The sequence below is a fragment of the Streptomyces sp. NPDC104814 genome (genome assembly GCF_055583185.1).
Genome location: NZ_JBVJOL010000002.1, coordinates 851824 through 869524, shown reverse-complemented (window position 1 = coordinate 869524; position 17701 = coordinate 851824). Strand labels below are relative to the sequence as shown.

Here is a 17701-nt window from a genome sequence, read left to right as displayed (position 1 = left end):
ATGGACCCTCGTGAAAGCGTGCACAAGCAGGCGCCTACCATGGAGCCCGTGCCCAAGCTGACCCGCGCCGACGCCACCGCGGCCGTGCGCAACCCGCTCGCCTTCATCGCCGCACGCTGGACGCCGACCCCGAGGACGGTCCAGCGGGCGGCCCTGTCCGCTCTCGTGATGGCCGTGATCATCGTCGTCACCGGCGGTGCCGTCCGGCTGACCAGCTCCGGACTCGGCTGCCCGACCTGGCCCAAGTGCACCGACGACTCGCTCACCGCCACCAGCGCGATGGGCTTCCACGGCGCCATCGAGTTCGGCAACCGCATGCTGACCTACGTGCTGTGCGCCGCCGTGGGCTGGGCGATCATCGCCGCCCGGGCCCAGAAGCCGTGGCGGCGCGGCCTGACCCGGCTGGGCTGGGCCCAGTTCTGGATCGTCATGGGCAACGCCGTGCTCGGCGGCATCGTCGTGCTCGTCGGCCTGAACCCGTACACGGTCGCGGCGCACTTCCTGCTCTCCACCGCGCTGATCGCGGTGGCGACGGTGATGTGGCAGCGCACCCGGGAGGGCGACGGGGCGCCCCGGCCGCTGGTCGGCAAGTCCGTACAGCAGCTGGTGTGGTTCCTGGTGGTCGCCTCCGTGCTGCTGATCGCGGTGGGCACGGTCGTGACCGGCGCCGGTCCGCACGCGGGCGACTCCAGCGAGGTGGACCGCATCCCCGTGGACTGGGAGGCCGTCGCCAAGCTGCACGCCGTGCTGGCCTGGATCGTGGTCACGCTGACCTTCGCGCTGTGGTTCGTGCTGAAGGCGGTCGACGCGCCGAGGGGCCCGCTGGCGCGGACCCGGGATCTGTTCCTGATCCTGCTGAGCCAGGGCGCTGTGGGATACATCCAGTACTTCACCAAACTGCCGGAGGCTCTGGTCGGCCTGCACATGCTCGGCTCGGCCGTGATGTGGATCGGCGTCTTGCGCGTGCTGCTCTCGCTGCGCGAGCGCCCGGACGCCGACCCGGCCGTGCCCGTCCCGGCACCCGCGGACCGGTTCGAGCCCGCTTCGGGCTGACGAAGGCGTGCGCCGCACGATGCGGGGAGCAACTCGCTCAAGGAGTCATCGGGTACGTCCAGTACGGACCATCCCCGCGGCGGCGCACGCCACTCCGTTCAACGAGTTGCCGAGAGGCGCGGTCACTCCAGCCCGTACACCCGCCGTGCGTTTCCCGACGCCAGCATGAGCGCGACGCGTTGCGCGTCCTCCAGGGACCAGGCGCCCTCGGCGACCCAGCCGCCCAGGACGCGGGCGAGGGCGTCGCGGAACAGACGGGCCGCGACGACGTGCAGCTCGGGCAGCCCCCGGGCGCCGCTGGAGAAGAGGATCTTGCCGAAGGGTGCCAGTTCCAGCACCTCGGCGAGGACGCTCGCCGCGCGGGCGCCGGTGCGCACCAGCGCGGCGCCCGCGTCGGCGTAGACGTGGGGGAAGACTCCGGCGAGGTGCGCGGCGTGCCGGTGGTAGGGGTAGCCGTGCAGCAGGACCAGGTCGGTCCCGAGCCCCGCGGTCGCCCGGACGAAGTCCGTCAGCAGCACCGGATCGGTGCGGTCGGTGCGCTGCCCGGGCTCCGCGAGCCCCGCGTGCAGCTGGAGCGGCAGCCCCGAGGCCACCGCGATCCACAGCAGGTGCCGTAACAGCACCGGGTCGCTCAGTTCGCCCCCGACCCGCCGCCCGGCCAGCCAGCGCCCCGCGGCGCCGCGCACCTGCCCCGGACCGGGCGGCTCCGGCGCGAGCGCGAGGCCGTGCCGCACCCCGGCCACGGAGGTGAAGGCGACGGCGTGCGCGGCGGCCCCGTGCACCGATTCGGCGAGGTTGGCGAGGAAGGACTCGACGGTCCCCGAGGTGTCGGCGACCTGTTCCGCGAGCAGTTCGAGGCGCACGATCTCGTGGGCGTCGGCGTCCCCGGCCGTGGCCATCTCGGCGGGGCCGGTGAGGTCGCCGGGCAGTCCCGCGTCGACGAGGTACGTGGTGACGCCGCTGCCGCGCAGCAGCCGGCGGCCGGCCTCCAGGACGCCCAGCTCACGGCGGCGGGCGAGATAGCGGGCGGGCGGGCAGTGCGGTTCCAGTCCGAGCAGGGGCGGACACCAGCGGCGTACGGCGAAGCCGGTCTGGGTGTCGAAGAGGGTGGTGCCGGGCGCGGGTGGTCCCTCGGTACGGGCCAGCTGGGCCTCGAAGGTGCCGAGGCCCAGCTCCGTTCTCAGTACGCCATGGCAGTACTGGTCCACGAGGGACGGCGTTTCGATCATTCCGGCTCCCCGTAGGACGCGGGTCTTACCCGTCCTAACGGGTGAACCGGGGGTGAGGTGATGCTCAGCCGCCGATCTGAATGCCGGCCATCCGCTTCCACTCGTACGACCCGGTCGTCACCTTGGCCGCGAATTCGCCGTCGAAGGACTCGTGGGCGGTGATGCCGGACTTCTCGACGGCCTTCTCGGCGATGTCGTAGGAGGGGGCCACCAGGTCGCCCCAGCCGCCGTCCTCGCCGACGAGGACGATCCGCGCGCCGCGCTCACCGATGTAGGCCACCTGGCCCTCGGCGCCGCCGTGTGCCTTGGAGAAGGCGCTGATCCGCCGGGCGAGCTTGTCCGCCGCGCGCTCGGCCTTCGCGTCAACCTGCTGCGTGTCTGCCATGGTCAGGATGCTACTCAGCGGTAGATCAAACGGCGACGGGCGGGGTGCGTGGCATACACCACCCACCCCGCCCGGAATGTCCGCAATGCCGCGGTCACCGCAGGAAGGGGTCCACCGCCACCGCGACGAACAGCAGCGACACATAGGTGATGGACCAGTGGAACAGCCGCATCTCCTTCAGCTTGCCGCCCGTCACCTCGGCCTTCGCCCGGTTCTGCAGGGCGTGCGCCTCCCACAGCCACCAGCCGCCCGAGGCCAGCGCCACCGCCGTGTAGAACCAGCCGGTGTAGCCCAGCGGGGTCAGCAGCAGCGAGACGGCCACCATCACCCAGCTGTAGATCACGATCTGCTTGGCGACGACCTTGTTGGAGGCGATGACCGGCAGCATGGGCACGCCCACACGCGCGTAGTCGTCCTTGACCTTCATCGACAGCGGCCAGTAGTGCGGCGGTGTCCAGAAGAAGATGACCAGGAAGAGGATGACCGGCGCCCAGGTCAGGGAGTCCTTGACCGCCGTCCAGCCGATCAGCACCGGCATGCAGCCGGCGATGCCGCCCCAGACGATGTTCTGCGCGGTGCGGCGCTTGAGGATCATCGTGTAGACGACGACGTAGAAGAGGAGCGCGCCGAGGGAGAGCCAGGCGCTCAGCCAGTTCACGGCGAGGCCGAACAGCAGCGTCGAGACCACCGCGAGGGTGATGCCGAAGGCCAGGCACTCGCGCGGGCTGACCATGCCGGTGACCAGCGGCCGCTGCGAGGTGCGGTCCATCAGCGCGTCGATGTCGCGGTCGATGTACATGTTCAGCGCGTTGGCGCCGCCGGCGGACAGATAGCCGCCCAGGCAGGTGAGCAGCACCAGCTTCAGGTCCGGCACACCCTGCTGCGCCAGGAACATCACCGGAACGGTGGTGATGAGCAGCAGCTCGATGATCCGCGGCTTGGTCAGCGCCACGAACGCCTTGACCCGGGCCCCGAACGGCCGGTGGGTCGGGTGCTCCCCCAGCGCCCCCTCCCCCAGAGCCTCAACGGCCTGGGAGGCGCCCCCAGGACGGGATTCAACGGCCGTCACGAACACCCCTGACAGAGACATCCCAGCAAGCCTCCCCGTGTGAAGTGGCGGTAAAGGCTCGCGCGTACCACGCCACTTTAGACGTTGCCCATACCCCGGCCTTCGCGGGGGTGGGGTCGTGTTGGCGGGGCGTGATCGTTTCCGGGCCGCCGGCGCCCCGGCGGCCGCCCCGCGCCGGTGATCGTCCCCGGACCCTGCGGCCGTTTGCCGACCCGTTTGCGGAATGCGTTCTTCCGCGCATGGCGAAGCTCGATTGAGCGGTCAGATGAGCGCGTCCGTATTCATGTGCTGAATGCCTTACGGCCCAGTCAGGAGGCGGATCGCACTCAGTCCCGGCAGTCTGTAATGACGGGGAAAAACGCACGTCTTTACGGGGGTAGGCTCGACAGCGGCCGGTGGGCGCCCAGTGCACCGGCGACCGGTGGGCACACGCCCGACCAGACCGGTATTCGACATGTGGAGAGGAGCCCTGAAAAGGGTGAGCACCAAGCCGACCACCACAGACTTCGAGTGGACCGAACTGGACCAGCGGGCCGTGGACACCGCCCGCGTCCTGGCCGCCGACGCCGTACAGAAGGTCGGCAACGGCCATCCCGGCACGGCGATGAGCCTGGCTCCGGCCGCCTACACCCTCTTCCAGAAGGTGATGCGGCACGACCCCGCCGACGCGGACTGGGTCGGGCGTGACCGCTTCGTGCTGTCCGCCGGACACTCCTCCCTGACCCTCTACACCCAGCTGTACCTGGCCGGCTTCGGCCTGGAGCTGGACGACCTGAAGTCGTTCCGCACCTGGGGTTCGAGGACCCCGGGTCACCCGGAGTACGGCCACACCACCGGCGTGGAGACCACCACCGGCCCGCTCGGCCAGGGTGTCGCCAACGCGGTCGGCATGGCGATGGCCTCTCGCTACGAGCGCGGTCTGTTCGACCCGGAGGCGGCCCCCGGCACGTCCCCGTTCGACCACTTCATCTACTGCATCGCCGGTGACGGCTGCCTCCAGGAGGGCATCTCCGCCGAGGCGTCCTCGCTGGCCGGCCACCAGAAGCTCGGCAACCTGATCCTGCTGTGGGACGACAACCACATCTCGATCGAGGGCGACACCGAGACGGCCGTGTCCGAGGACACCTGCAAGCGGTACGAGGCGTACGGCTGGCACGTGCAGCGGGTGGAGGCCAAGGCCGACGGCGACCTGGACCCGGAGGCGATCTACGCCGCGATCCAGGAGGCCAAGGCGGTCACCGACCGGCCGTCCTTCATCGCGATGCGCTCGATCATCGCCTGGCCCGCCCCGAACGCGCAGAACACCGAGGCCGCCCACGGCTCGGCGCTCGGCGACGACGAGGTCGCGGCCACCAAGCGCGTCCTCGGCTTCGACCCGGAGCAGAGCTTCGAGGTCGCCGACGAGGTCATCGAGCACACGCGGCAGGCCCTGGAGCGCGGCCGCCGGTTCAAGGCGGAGTGGGAGAAGTCCTTCCAGGAGTGGCGGGACGCCGACGCCGAGCGCGCGGCCGAGTTCGACCGCATCGCCAAGGGCGAGCTGCCCACCGGCTGGGAGGAGAAGCTCCCGGTCTTCGAGACGGACAAGGGTGTCGCCACCCGCGCCGCCTCCGGCAAGGTGCTGCAGGCGCTCGGCGCGGTGATCCCGGAGCTGTGGGGCGGCTCGGCCGACCTCGCCGGCTCCAACAACACGACGATCGACAAGACCTCGTCGTTCCTGCCCGAGGGCAACCCGCTGCCGGAGGCGAGCCCGTACGGCCGCACCATCCACTTCGGCATCCGCGAGCACGCGATGGCCGCGGAGATGAACGGCATCGCCCTGCACGGCAACACCCGTATCTACGGCGGCACCTTCCTGGTGTTCTCCGACTACATGCGCAACGCGGTGCGCCTGTCGGCCCTGATGCACCTGCCGGTGACGTACGTGTGGACGCACGACTCCATCGGTCTCGGCGAGGACGGCCCGACCCACCAGCCGGTGGAGCACCTCGCCTCGCTGCGCGCGATCCCGGGCCTGAACGTCGTGCGCCCGGCCGACGCCAACGAGACCGCCATCGCCTGGCGCGAGATCCTGCGGCGCTGGACGAAGGAGTTCGGCAAGGGCCAGCCGCATGGCCTGGTCCTCACCCGCCAGGGTGTGCCGACCTACGAGCCCGACGACGACGCGGCCCGTGGTGGCTATGTGCTGTTCGAGGCCGAAGGCGGCGAGGCGCAGGTCCTGCTGATCGCGACCGGCTCCGAGGTGCACGTGGCCGTCGAGGCCCGTGAGCAGCTCCAGGCCGCGGGCATCCCCACGCGGGTCGTGTCCATGCCGTCGGTGGAGTGGTTCGAGCAGCAGGACCAGGGGTACCGGGACAGCGTGCTGCCCCCGTCCGTGAAGGCCCGTGTCGCCGTGGAGGCCGGTGTCGGTCTCACGTGGCACAAGTACGTCGGGGACGCCGGCCGCATCGTTTCCCTGGAGCACTTCGGTGCTTCCGCGGACGGCAAGCTGCTCTTCCGGGAGTTCGGCTTCACCGCCGAGAACGTGGCCGCGAAGGCCCGGGAATCCCTCGAAGCCGCCCAGCGCTGACGCTCACACACGACACGTAGGAGATGTAATTTCCATGACAGACGCACTCAAGCGCCTCTCCGACGAAGGCGTCGCGATCTGGCTGGACGACCTGTCGCGCAAGCGGATCACGTCCGGCAACCTGGCCGAGCTGATCGACGAGCAGCACGTCGTGGGCGTCACCACCAACCCGACGATCTTCCAGAAGGCGATCTCCCAGGGCGACGGCTACGACCAGCAGCTGTCCGACCTCGCCGCCCGCAAGGTCACCGTCGAAGAGGCCATCCGCATGATCACCACGGCGGACGTCCGGGACGCCGCCGACATCCTGCGCCCGGTCTTCGACGCGACCGACGGGCAGGACGGCCGGGTCTCCATCGAGGTCGACCCGCGCCTCGCGCACGACACCAAGGCGACCGTCGCCGAGGCCAAGCAGCTCGCCTGGCTGGTGGACCGCCCCAACACGCTGATCAAGATCCCGGCCACCGAGGCCGGCATCCCGGCGATCACCGAGGTCATCGGCCTCGGCATCAGCGTCAACGTGACGCTGATCTTTTCGCTGGAGCGCTACCGCAAGGTCATGGACGCGTACCTGTCCGGCCTGGAGAAGGCCAAGGAGCGCGGCCTGGACCTGTCGCAGATCCGCTCCGTGGCGTCCTTCTTCGTCTCCCGCGTGGACACCGAGATCGACAAGCGGATCGACGCGCTGGGCACCGACGAGGCCAAGGCGCTGCGCGGCAAGGCCGCCATCGCCAACGCCCGCCTCGCCTACCAGGCGTACGAGGAGGTCTTCTCCTCGGACCGCTGGAAGGCGCTGGAGAAGGCCGGCGCCCGCACGCAGCGTGCGCTGTGGGCCTCCACCGGTGTGAAGGACAAGGCGTACAAGGACACCATGTACGTCACCGAGCTGGTCGCGCCGAACACCGTGAACACGATGCCGGAGGCCACGCTCTTCGCCACCGAGGAGCACGGCGAGATCACCGGCGACACCGTCTCCGGCACCTACGAGCAGGCCCGCGCCGACCTCGACGCCATCGAGAAGCTGGGCATCTCGTACGACGAGGTCGTGCAGCTGCTGGAGGACGAGGGCGTCGAGAAGTTCGAGGCGTCCTGGAACGACCTGCTCAAGTCGACGCAGGCGGAGCTCGAGCGCCTGGCTCCCTCGGAGGGCTGACACTTTGTCAAGCAGCAACCCGCTGCTCCCGGGCAGCAACCCGCTGCGTGACCCCGCAGACCGACGGCTCCCGCGTATCGCGGGGCCGTCGGGTCTGGTCATTTTCGGCGTCACGGGCGATCTGTCGCGTAAAAAGCTGATGCCGGCCGTGTACGACCTCGCCAACCGGGGTCTGCTGCCGCCGGGCTTCTCGCTGGTCGGCTTCGCCCGCCGCGACTGGGAGCACGAGGACTTCGCCCAGGTCGTGCACGACGCCGTCAAGGAACACTCCCGCACGCCGTTCCGGGAGGAGGTCTGGCAGCAGCTCATCCAGGGCATGCGGTTCGTCCAGGGCACCTTCGACGACGACGAGGCCTTCGAGCGGCTGCGCGGCACCATCGAGGAACTGGACAAGGCGCAGGGCACGGGCGGGAACTTCGCGTTCTACCTGTCGGTGCCGCCGAAGTCCTTCCCGGTCGTGATCCAGCAGCTGAAGAAGCACGGGCTCGCGGACCAGAAGCAGGGCTCCTGGCGGCGGGCGGTCATCGAGAAGCCCTTCGGCCACGACCTGAAGTCGGCCGAGGAACTCAACGCGATCGTCCACGAGGTCTTCGCCTCCGACCAGGTCTTCCGCATCGACCACTATCTGGGCAAGGAGACCGTCCAGAACATCCTGGCGCTGCGCTTCGCCAACCAGATGTTCGAGCCGATCTGGAACCGGTCCTACGTCGACCACGTCCAGATCACGATGGCCGAGGACATCGGCATCGGCGGCCGCGCCGGTTACTACGACGGCATCGGCGCCGCCCGGGACGTCATCCAGAACCACCTGCTGCAGCTGCTCGCGCTGACCGCGATGGAGGAGCCCGCCTCCTTCGGCGCGGACGCGCTGGCGGCGGAGAAGACCAAGGTGCTCGGCGCGGTCCGGCTGCCCAAGGACCTGGGCCGGGACACCGTGCGCGGCCAGTACACGGCCGGGTGGCAGGGTGGCGCGCAGGCGGTCGGCTATCTGGAGGAGGAGGGCATCGACCCGAGCTCCACCACCGACACCTACGCGGCGCTCAAGCTCGGCATCGACAACCGCCGCTGGGCGGGCGTCCCCTTCTATCTGCGCACCGGCAAGCGGCTCGGCCGCCGCGTGACGGAGATCGCGGTGGTCTTCCAGCGCGCCCCGCACTCCCCCTTCGACACCACGGCGACGGAGGAGCTGGGCCAGAACGCGATCGTCATCCGCGTCCAGCCCGACGAGGGCGTGACGGTCCGCTTCGGCTCCAAGGTGCCGGGCACCTCGATGGAGATCCGGGACGTGTCCATGGACTTCGCCTACGGCGAGTCCTTCACGGAGTCCAGCCCGGAGGCGTACGAGCGTCTGATCCTGGACGTGCTGCTCGGTGACGCCAACCTCTTCCCGCGCACGGAGGAGGTCGAGCTGTCCTGGAAGATCCTCGACCCGATCGAGGAGTACTGGGCGGCCCACGGCAGGCCGGCGCAGTACGAGGCCGGTACCTGGGGCCCGGCCGAGGCCGACGAGATGCTGGAGCGCGACGGACGGAGCTGGCGCCGGCCATGAGGATAGACCTGACGGACACCACGGCCAGCAAGGTCAACAAGGCACTCGTGCAGGGCCGCCGCGCCATCGGCACCCCGGCCGTCGGCATGGTGCTGACCCTGGTCATCGTCACCGACGAGGAGAACGCCTACGACGCCCTGAAGGCGGCCAGCGACGCCTCGCGCGAGCACCCCTCGCGCACGCTGGTCGTCATCAAGCGGGTCTCGCGCACCCCGCGCGACCGCACCCAGTCCCGTCTGGACGCCGAGGTGCGGGTGGGCGCGGAGGCGGGCACCGGCGAGACGGTCGTGCTGCGCCTGTACGGCGAGGTCGTCGGCCAGGCCCAGTCGGTGGTCCTGCCGCTGCTGCTTCCCGACGCCCCGGTCGTCGTGTGGTGGCCGGTGAACGCCCCGCTCGACCCGGCGAACGACCCGCTCGGCGCGCTGGCGCAGCGCCGGGTCACGGACTCCTACGCGGCGGAGGAGCCGGTACGGGAGCTGGCGGCGCGCGCCCGGGCCTACGCGCCCGGCGACACCGACCTGGCCTGGACCCGGCTCACGCCGTGGCGCTCGATGCTGGCGGCCGCGCTGGACCAGGTCACGTGCCGGGTCCAGGCCGTCGAGGTGGAGGGCGAGGAGTTCAACCCGAGCTGCGAGCTGCTCGCGATGTGGCTCGCGGACCGGCTGGACGTACCGGTGAAACGGTCGCTGTCGGCCGGCCCCGGTCTGACCGCGGTCCGGATGGACACCGACTGCGGTCCGATCAAGCTGGACCGTGCGGACGGCACACTGGCGACGCTGTCCGTCCAGGGCCAGCCGGACCGGGCGGTGGCGCTCAAGCGCCGGGAGACCTCCGAGCTGATCGCGGAGGAGCTGCGCCGGCTGGATCCGGACGACACGTACGCCTCCGCGCTGCGGTTCGGGGTGGAGAAGCTGAACACCGCCCCGGCTTCGGTGGCGCCGGCCGCCGCCGAGGAGACCGCTGCCCCGGCAGAGCCCTCCGAGGAGCCCGCCGGGGACACCGGTGACACCGGGTCCGGCGGGGACGCCGTCGCCGTCGGGACTCCTGTCGAGGAGGCCGCGAAGGCGCCGGCCAAGAAGGCGGCGGCCAAGTCGGCCAGGAAGTCCCCGGCGCGGAAGGCGGCGGCGAAGTGAGCACTCCGCAGCTGGTCGTGCACCACGACAAGGAGCTGATGGCGCAGGCCGCCGCGGCCCGTCTCATCACCAGGATCGTGGACGCGCAGACGTCCCGCGGTGCGGCCTCGGTCGTCCTCACCGGCGGCCGCAACGGCAACGGCGTCCTCGCGGCGCTCGCCGCCGCACCGGCCCGGGACGCGATCGACTGGGCCCGCCTCGACCTGTGGTGGGGCGACGAGCGGTTCCTGCCGGAGGGCGATCCGGAGCGCAACGTCACCCAGGCGCGCGAGGCCCTGCTGGACGCCGTACCGCTGGATCCGAAGCGGGTGCACGCCATGCCCGCCTCGGACGGGCCGTACGGCACCGACGCGGACGGGGCGGCAGCCGCCTACGCGGAGGAGCTGGCGCGGGCGGCGGGCCCGGAGAACCACGGCCCGGTCCCGGTGTTCGACGTGCTGCTGCTGGGCGTCGGCCCGGACGCGCATGTGGCGTCGCTGTTCCCGGAGCTGCCGGGGGTGCGGGAGACCGAGCGGACGGTGGTCGGGGTGCACGGCTCCCCGAAGCCGCCGCCGACCCGGATCTCCCTGACGTTGCCGGCGATCCGGGCGGCCCGTGAGGTGTGGCTGCTGGCGGCCGGTGAGGACAAGGCGCAGGCCGCGGCGATGGCGCTGTCGGGCGCGGGTGAGATCCAGGCCCCGGCCGCCGGTGCCCGGGGTCGTGCCCGCACCCTGTGGCTGCTGGACACGGCGGCGGCTTCGCAGCTGCCGAGGTCGCTGTACCCGCCGTCCTCTCCGTGAGCGGGGATTTCTGACGCGGGACGCCGGGCGGGCCGAGGAATCGGTCCGCCCGGCGTCTTTTCGCTGCCCGGCTGCCCGGCTGCCTACTTCACCGATCCGGCCATCACGCCTTGCACGAAGTGCCGCTGGAAGGCGAAGAACACCACCACGGGCACGATCAGGGACAGGAAGGCCCCCGGCGCCAGGACGTCGATGTTGCTGCCGAACTGCCGGATCTGCGACTGGAGTTGCACGGTCAGTGGCTGCGAGGAGCTGTCCGCGAAGAGCAGCGCCACCAGCATGTCGTTCCACACCCACAGGAACTGGAAGATGGCCAGCGACGCGAGCGCCGGGCGTCCCACCGGCAGGACGAGCCGGATGAAGATGCGCCACTCGCTGCCGCCGTCCATCCGGGCCGCCTCCAGCATCTCCTTCGGCATCTCGGCGAAGTAGTTGCGCAGCAGGAACACGGCGAACGGCAGCCCGTAGGCGACGTGGAAGAGGACGACGCCGGGGATGGTGCCGAACAGGCCCAGCTGCCCGAAGAGTTTGGCGACCGGCAGCAGGCCGATCTGCACCGGCACCACCAGCAGCGCCACCACGAGCAGGAACAGCGGCTCGCGCAGCGGGAAGTCCAGCCAGGCGAAGGCGTATCCGGCGAGCGCGGCGAGGACGACCACGAGGACGGTCGTCGGCACCGAGATGGCCACGGTGTTCCAGAACGCCTGGGTGATGCCGGCGTTCTTCAGCAGCGCCGAGTAGTTGTCGAAGGAGAGTTGGCCGGGGCTGGCGAACACCGTCCACCAGCCGCCCTTGGCCGTGTCCGAGGCCGATCGCAGCGAGGACAGGAACAGTCCCGCGAGCGGGGTCACCCACACCAGGGCGATCACCACGAGGAAGGCCTGCACCACGGCGTTGCCGAGGCCCCGCCTGACCGCGTTCATCGCTGACTCCTTCGGAAGCGGCGGACGTTGAAGACCATCGCGGGGATGACCAGGAGCAGCAGCAGGACGCCGAGGGCGCTGCCGAGGCCCTGGTTGTTGCCGCCGCCGAAGGACACCAGCCACATCTGGGTGGCGAGGACCGTCGCGTCCTCCTGCACCGGTCCGGGCGCGATGATGTAGACGAGGTCGAACACCTTCATCACGTTGATGACGAGGGTGACGAAGACGACCGTGAGGACCGGCGCCAGCAGCGGCACGGTGATCCGGCGGAAGATCTGCCACTCGTTCGCGCCGTCCATCCGCGCCGCCTCCAGCGCGTCCCGGGGCAGCGTGGACAGGCCGGCGCCGATGAGGACCATCGCGAAGCCGGTCCAGATCCACAGGTAGGCCCCGATGATCGCCGGCGTGACCAGGGTCGGCCCGAGCCAGGAGACGCCCTGGTAGGGCGGGGCGAAGTTCGCCTTGGGCAGCTTCAGGGTGTACGTGCCGTCGTCGAGCCCGGCGAGGCGGAAGGAGCCGTCGGAGCCGGTCGTCGCGCTCGCGACGGTGTGCCCGTCGCGGACCGCTTCCACCTTCATCCCGGGCAGGCCGCTCTCCTGGGGGTCGACGTGGCCCTGGCGTCCTCCGCCGCCGGGTGTGAAGTCGAGGTAGACCACTCCGCGCACCTCGTCGGCGGCGGCCGTGCGGGCGGCGGCCCCGTAGGCGGGGCGGACGTCCTTGGGCAGGTCCCCCGGCAGGACACCGACCAGACCGAGCGCCGCCGACTGCCCCGGCCGGACGCCGGCGGTCGTCAGGTACGAGCCGTCCCGGCCCTGTTCGAGGCCCTGTCCGTCCCGGATGCGGGCCGTCGGATAGGAGGAGGTGCCGGTGAAGGCGTCGTGGACGGAGACCACGGCCGCGTTGAGGACGCCCTTGTCGGGGTCCTCGTCGTAGGCGAGGCGGAAGATGATGCCGGCGGCGAGGAAGGACACGGCCATCGGCATGAACAGCAGCAGCTTGAAGGCGGTGGCCCAGCGGACCTTCTCCACCAGCACGGCCAGGATCAGGCCGAGCCCGGTGAGCAGCGCGGGGGCCACCACCACCCAGATCGTGGTGTTGCGGATGGCCTTGAGCGTCGCCGGGTCGCGGAACATCTCGGTGTAGTTGTCGCCGCCGACGAAGCGGGTGCCGGAGGCGTCGAAGAAGCTTCGGCCGACGGAGAACAGCACCGGGTAGACGACGAGCGCGCCGAGCAGCAGCAGGGCGGGGAAGACGAACAGCAGGGCGATGATCCGCCCGCGCCGCTTGAGCCGCCGGGCGCGCGGGGCGCCCGGCGCGTCGCGCGGGGGGCTCGCCTCTTTCGTGAGGGTGGCGGTCATCGCTGATCAGCCCTGGTACGCCTTGGCCGCGGCGGCCTCCAGCTTGGCGGCCGTGCCCTTCGCGTCCGACGGGTCGCGCAGGAAGTCCTGGAGCAGCTTCCACTCGCCGACGCCCTTGGTGCCGCCGAAGGAGGCCGGCGCCTGGTCGGACATGTCGAAGCGGACCGAGTCACCGGCGGCGATCAGCGACTTGGCGGTGGCGCGGGTGACGTCGTCGCCGTAACTGCCGAGGTCGAGCTTCTTGTTCGGGGACAGGAAGCCGCCCGCCTTCGCCCATACGGCCGCCGCCTCCGGGGTGGCCAGGTACTCCAGCAGCTTCATGCCAGCGTCGGCGTTCTTGCCGTCCTTGAGGACGACGGCCGCGTCGCCGCCGCTGACGACCGGGGCCTTGCCGCCGTCGACCGCGGGGAAGGGGAAGAAGTTCGCGTCCGTGCCGATGTTCTTGCCGAACTGGTCGTGTGCGACTCCGGCCACGAAGTCGCCCTCGTAGACCATGCCGGCCTGGGGCTTGGGACCGAACACCTTCTCCACCGAGCCGGGGAAGTCGGTGTTCAGGGCCTCGTTCTGTCCGCCCGCGATGAGCTGCTTGTCCTTGAAGAGCTTGCCGAGCGTCTCGAGCGCCTTGACGACGGACGCGTCGGTCCACTTCAGCTTGTGGGCGGCGAGGGCGTCGTACTTCTCGGGGCCGGCCTGGGAGAGGTAGATGTTCTCGAACCAGTCGGTGAGGGTCCAGCCGTCCTGTCCGGCGACCGCGAACGCGGCGAGTCCGGAGTCGGAGACGGTGTGCCCGGCCTTCAGCATCTCGTCGTAGGTGGCCGGCGGCTTGACGCCGGCCTGGGTGAGGGCGGTGGGGCTGTACCAGACGGTGGACTTGTGGGCGGCCTTGAAGTACAGGCCGTACAGGGTGCCGTCGACGCTGCCGTACGTCTTCCACACGGGGGCGTAGTCGGCGCCGATGGTCTGCTGGGCGGCCGGCGACAGCGGCTTGAGCCAGCCCTTCTTCGCGAACTGCTGGAGCACGCCGACCTGCGGGACCATCACGACGTCGGGGGCGTTGCCGCCCTCGATCTTGCTGCCGACCACGGTGGAGACGTTGTCGCCGGTGGAGACGAACTGCGTCTTCGCGCCGGTCTTCTCGCTGAACGCGTCGAGGACCTTCTGGAAGTTCTTCTGCTCGCTGCCGGACCAGACACCGGCGACGGTGACGGTCTTGCCGCTGAGCGCCTTGTCGCCGCCGCCGGCGGAGACCGGCGTGCTGCCGCCGCAGGCGGTGGCGCCGAGCGCGAGCACGAGGGCGGTGCAGCCGGTGAGCAGGGTGGTACGTCGTCGCATCATCGTCGATGTCCCTTCGAAGGGTGGGTAACGGGCGGGCTGACGGGCGGGCTCAGAGGTCGGCGATCCACCAGGCGGCCGTGGAGCCGGGCAGTTCGCCGGGGACGGGGCAGGGGCCGCTGGACAGCAGCGGGGTGCCGGGCGCCGGTGCGGCGGCCTTGGCGGTGGTGAAGTTGACGGCGCAGACCAGGCCGTCGCCGCGGGTGAAGGCGAGCACCCCGGGCGGGGTGTCCAGCCAGCGCAGCTCGCCCTCGCCCAGTTGCGGCAGCTGGCGGCGCAGCTGCAGGCCGTCGCGGTAGAGGTGCCAGAAGGAGCGGGTGTCGGCGAGCGCGCGGTCGGTGGCGTACTCGGCGAAGTAGTCCGGCTGCGGCAGCCAGGGTTTGGCGGTCTCGGCGCCGGAGGTGAAGCCGAACGGGGAGGCCTGCCCCGACCAGGGCAGCGGCACCCGGCAGCCGTCACGGATGCGGGCCCGGCTGCCGGTGCGGCGGAAGATCGGGTCGGTGAGCACGTCGTCGGGCAGGTCGACGACCTCGGGCAGGCCCAGCTCCTCCCCCTGGTAGATGTACGCCGCACCGGGCAGCGCCAGCATCAGCAGCGCGGCGGCGCGGGCGCGGGCGGCGCCGAGGCCGCTGCCGTGCGGGGTGGGTTCGCCGTAGCGGGTGACGGTGCGGACCTGGTCGTGGTTGTTGAGGACCCAGGTGACCGTGGAGCCGGTGCCGGCGATGTCCTGCATGGCCTCGGAGATGACCTTGCGGAAGGCGTCGGCGTCCCAGGGGGCGCCGAGCAGGTCGAAGAAGAAGGCCTGGTGCAGTTCGTCGGGGCGTACGTACCGGGCGTGTTCGCGGGCGGTGGGCACGGAGACCTCGCCGACGAGGAGGCGTTCGCGTCCGTCGCGCTCGGCGTACTCCTCGCAGACGGAGCGCCAGTGCCGCCACACGTCGTGCACCTCGGGCTGGTTCCAGGCGAGCGGGTTGACCGAGTCGCGGGTGCGGGCGTCGGCCTCCGGGTCGTCGGAGTCGGGCAGCGCGGGGTGCTTGTACAGGCCGGCGGCGACATCGATGCGGAAGCCGTCGACACCGCGGTCCAGCCAGAACCGCAGGACCCGGTCGAACTCGGCGGTGATCTCGGGGTTGCGCCAGTTCCAGTCGGGCTGCTCGGGCGTGAACATGTGCAGGTACCACTGGCCGGGCCGGCCGTCCGCCTCGGTGACCCTGGTCCATGCCGGGCCGCCGAACATGGCGTGCCAGTTGTTGGGCGGCTCGCCGCCGTCCGGGCCGCGGCCGTCGGCGAAGTGGAAGCGGGCGCGGGCCGGGCTGCCGGGCGCGCTCGCCAGGGCCTCGCGAAACCACGGGTGCGCGCTGGAGCAGTGGTTCGGGACGATGTCCAGCAGGACCCTGATGCCGAGGCGCCGGGCGGCCGCGATCAGCAGGTCGAACTCGGCGAGGTCGCCGAAGAGCGGGTCGACGTCGCAGTAGTCGGCGACGTCGTAGCCGTGGTCGTGCTGCGGCGAGGGGTAGAAGGGGCTCAGCCAGATCCCGTCCACGCCGAGCTTCTTCAGGTACGGCAGTCCGGCTCGCACGCCCGCGAGATCGCCGATGCCGTCGCCGGTGCTGTCCAGGAAGCTGCGGACGTACACCTGGTAGATCACCGCGTCACGCCACCAGCGGTACTTACTCAACATGCATGCATGTTAGGTAGCCGTGTCGCGCGGGTGTCAATGAAAAGAACAGAAGCTACCGTGGAGTTGGCACGACAAAACGGGACGGTTCAGGGCATCCAGCGAGCAGATGAGACGTCCGCGTTACCTAACAGGTAACTATCCGCGGGAGGTGGCGGCCAGCTCGCGCGCCAGTCGCCGTACCGCCGCGGCGGGCGTCTGGCGGCCGGTGAGCGCGTCGTGCACGACCGCCTGCACCACCAGGCTGACCTGGTCGTAGTGCGGGCTCTTGGGACGCGGCGCGGCGTTCAGCACGCTCATCCGCAGGGTCGGCAGATACGGGAACCGCCGCACCAGGGCCGGATCGTCGTAGAGATCGGCGCGTACGGGCGGCAGCGCGCCTTGCGTGAGGACCTGGCGCTGCACGCGCTCGCTGGTCAGATACGCGATCAGGCGCTCGGCCGACTCCGGGTGCCGGGCATGGGCGTTCACGGCCAGGTTGGACCCGCCGAGCACGCTGGTGCCGGGACCGTCGGGCCCCGGCAGCGGTACGACGCCGATCTTGCCGGCGACCCGGGAACCGGGGGCGGAGGCGACGGCGTAGGCGTAGGGCCAGTTGCGCAGGAAGAGCAGCCGGCCGTCCTGGAACGCCTGTTTGGACTCCTCCTCCTTGTAGGTCAGCGCCGCCTTGGGGATCCAGCCCTCACGCAGGCCGCGCACCAGGAAGCCGATGCCCTCACGGGCGGCCGCGGAGTCCACGGTGACCCGGGCGCCCTCGTCGCCGAGGATGGTGCCGCCGGCCGAGTAGACCGCCTCGGCCGCGTTCACGGTCAGCCCCTCGTAGGGCAGGAACTGGCCGGCGTACCCGTCGAGGCCGTACCTCGGTGCGATCGTCCTGGCATCGCGTTCCAGCTCGGCCCAGGTGCGCGGCGGCGGCAGGCCCTCCTTGGCGAGGACGTCCTTGCGGTACAGCAGCAGCCCGGCGTTGGTCACGTACGGCACGGCGTAGAGCCGGCCGTCGTACGTGGCCGTGTCCACGACCGGCGGCAGGAAGGTGTGCAGCGGGAAACGGGCGCGCGGCAGCGGGGCGATCCAGCCGGCCGCGGCGAACTCCGAGGTCCAGTCGACGTCGATGTTCAGCACGTCGAACCGGCCGCGGTCGCCGCCGCGCAGGTCCGTGACCATCTGGGCGCGGGTCTCGTCGGCGGAGTCGGGCAGCTCGACGAGGGTGACCTTCTCCCCCGGATGACTGTCGTTCCAGCCCTGGAGAAGGGGGCCCAGGTAGCCGGTGAGATCCCCGGCCGTGGCCAGGGTGAGCGGCCCTCGGCCACCCGCGGCCCCCTCGTCGGCGCGGGCTCCGGAGGCGACGTAACCGGTGAGTACGACGGCGAGAACGAGGAGGCCCCTACCGGCGGCACGTATCCACCGCATAGGTTCCTCCCTGTACACCGGCCACGGGCACCCTCGCCCGGGGTCAGAGGCCATGTATACCTGTTAGGTAATGCGCGATACTAG

Annotated in this window: 14 protein-coding genes; 6 read left to right on the top strand and 8 right to left on the bottom strand. The window is 70.9% G+C overall.

Annotated elements, in window-relative coordinates; translation table 11 throughout:
• Window positions 1-39 precede the first annotated feature (39 nt).
• Window positions 40-1053 carry a COX15/CtaA family protein gene (locus ACZ64A_RS12425; protein WP_469810188.1) on the top strand — a complete coding sequence of 338 codons (1014 nt, stop codon included), beginning with the start codon at window positions 40-42 and terminating at the stop codon, window positions 1051-1053.
• Between the two features lie 122 nt (window positions 1054-1175).
• On the opposite strand, the gene ACZ64A_RS12420 is transcribed toward ACZ64A_RS12425, so the two are convergent.
• The 3 genes from ACZ64A_RS12420 to ACZ64A_RS12410 all read right to left on the bottom strand — a co-directional run bounded on the left by ACZ64A_RS12420 (window position 1176) and on the right by ACZ64A_RS12410 (window position 3742).
• Window positions 1176-2282 carry an amidohydrolase family protein gene (locus tag ACZ64A_RS12420; protein WP_469809979.1) on the bottom strand — a complete coding sequence of 369 codons (1107 nt, stop codon included), beginning with the start codon at window positions 2280-2282 and terminating at the stop codon, window positions 1176-1178.
• 64 nt (window positions 2283-2346) lie between these two features.
• The gene (locus tag ACZ64A_RS12415; RefSeq protein ID WP_469809978.1) at window positions 2347-2667 is read right to left on the bottom strand and encodes a hypothetical protein; all 321 of its coding nucleotides are present in this window, start codon (window positions 2665-2667) and stop codon (window positions 2347-2349) included.
• A gap of 94 nt (window positions 2668-2761) precedes the next feature.
• Window positions 2762-3742 carry a heme o synthase gene (locus tag ACZ64A_RS12410; RefSeq protein WP_469810187.1) on the bottom strand — a complete coding sequence of 327 codons (981 nt, stop codon included), beginning with the start codon at window positions 3740-3742 and terminating at the stop codon, window positions 2762-2764.
• A gap of 472 nt (window positions 3743-4214) precedes the next feature.
• On the opposite strand from ACZ64A_RS12410, the gene tkt reads away from it, so the two are divergent.
• From tkt to pgl, 5 genes are read left to right on the top strand one after another with little or no spacing between them, the layout of a single operon-like run.
• Window positions 4215-6302: a transketolase gene (gene tkt / locus ACZ64A_RS12405; RefSeq protein WP_469809977.1), complete on the top strand. Its 2088-nt coding sequence runs from the start codon at window positions 4215-4217 to the stop codon at window positions 6300-6302.
• Window positions 6303-6336: 34 nt separating this feature from the next.
• Window positions 6337-7455: a transaldolase gene (tal, locus tag ACZ64A_RS12400; protein ID WP_469809976.1), complete on the top strand. Its 1119-nt coding sequence runs from the start codon at window positions 6337-6339 to the stop codon at window positions 7453-7455.
• A gap of 22 nt (window positions 7456-7477) precedes the next feature.
• A complete protein-coding gene (gene zwf / locus ACZ64A_RS12395) occupies window positions 7478-9004 on the top strand; it encodes a glucose-6-phosphate dehydrogenase (protein ID WP_469810186.1) in 1527 nt (508 codons plus the stop codon).
• Window positions 9001-10137: a glucose-6-phosphate dehydrogenase assembly protein OpcA gene (gene opcA / locus ACZ64A_RS12390; RefSeq protein ID WP_469809975.1), complete on the top strand. Its 1137-nt coding sequence runs from the start codon at window positions 9001-9003 to the stop codon at window positions 10135-10137. Before zwf ends, opcA begins: the two co-directional genes overlap by 4 nt.
• Window positions 10134-10916, top strand: coding sequence for a 6-phosphogluconolactonase (pgl, locus tag ACZ64A_RS12385; RefSeq protein WP_469809974.1), 783 nt, complete (start codon window positions 10134-10136; stop codon window positions 10914-10916). Before opcA ends, pgl begins: the two co-directional genes overlap by 4 nt.
• Window positions 10917-10999: 83 nt before the next feature.
• On the opposite strand, the gene ACZ64A_RS12380 is transcribed toward pgl, so the two are convergent.
• From ACZ64A_RS12380 to ACZ64A_RS12360, 5 genes are all read right to left on the bottom strand, one after another.
• The gene (locus ACZ64A_RS12380) at window positions 11000-11839 is read right to left on the bottom strand and encodes a carbohydrate ABC transporter permease (protein ID WP_469809973.1); all 840 of its coding nucleotides are present in this window, start codon (window positions 11837-11839) and stop codon (window positions 11000-11002) included.
• Entirely contained in the window at window positions 11836-13197 is a 1362-nt protein-coding gene (locus tag ACZ64A_RS12375; RefSeq protein WP_469809972.1) for an ABC transporter permease subunit, read from the bottom strand. Before ACZ64A_RS12375 ends, ACZ64A_RS12380 begins: the two co-directional genes overlap by 4 nt.
• A 6-nt stretch (window positions 13198-13203) precedes the next feature.
• On the bottom strand, window positions 13204-14532 hold the full coding sequence (locus ACZ64A_RS12370) for an ABC transporter substrate-binding protein (protein WP_469809971.1): 1329 nt from the start codon (window positions 14530-14532) through the stop codon (window positions 13204-13206).
• 49 nt (window positions 14533-14581) lie between these two features.
• Window positions 14582-16210 carry a glycoside hydrolase family 13 protein gene (locus ACZ64A_RS12365; protein WP_469809969.1) on the bottom strand — a complete coding sequence of 543 codons (1629 nt, stop codon included), beginning with the start codon at window positions 16208-16210 and terminating at the stop codon, window positions 14582-14584.
• A gap of 135 nt (window positions 16211-16345) precedes the next feature.
• Window positions 16346-17617, bottom strand: coding sequence for an ABC transporter substrate-binding protein (locus ACZ64A_RS12360; protein ID WP_469809968.1), 1272 nt, complete (start codon window positions 17615-17617; stop codon window positions 16346-16348).
• Between the last annotated feature and the right edge of the window lie 84 nt (window positions 17618-17701).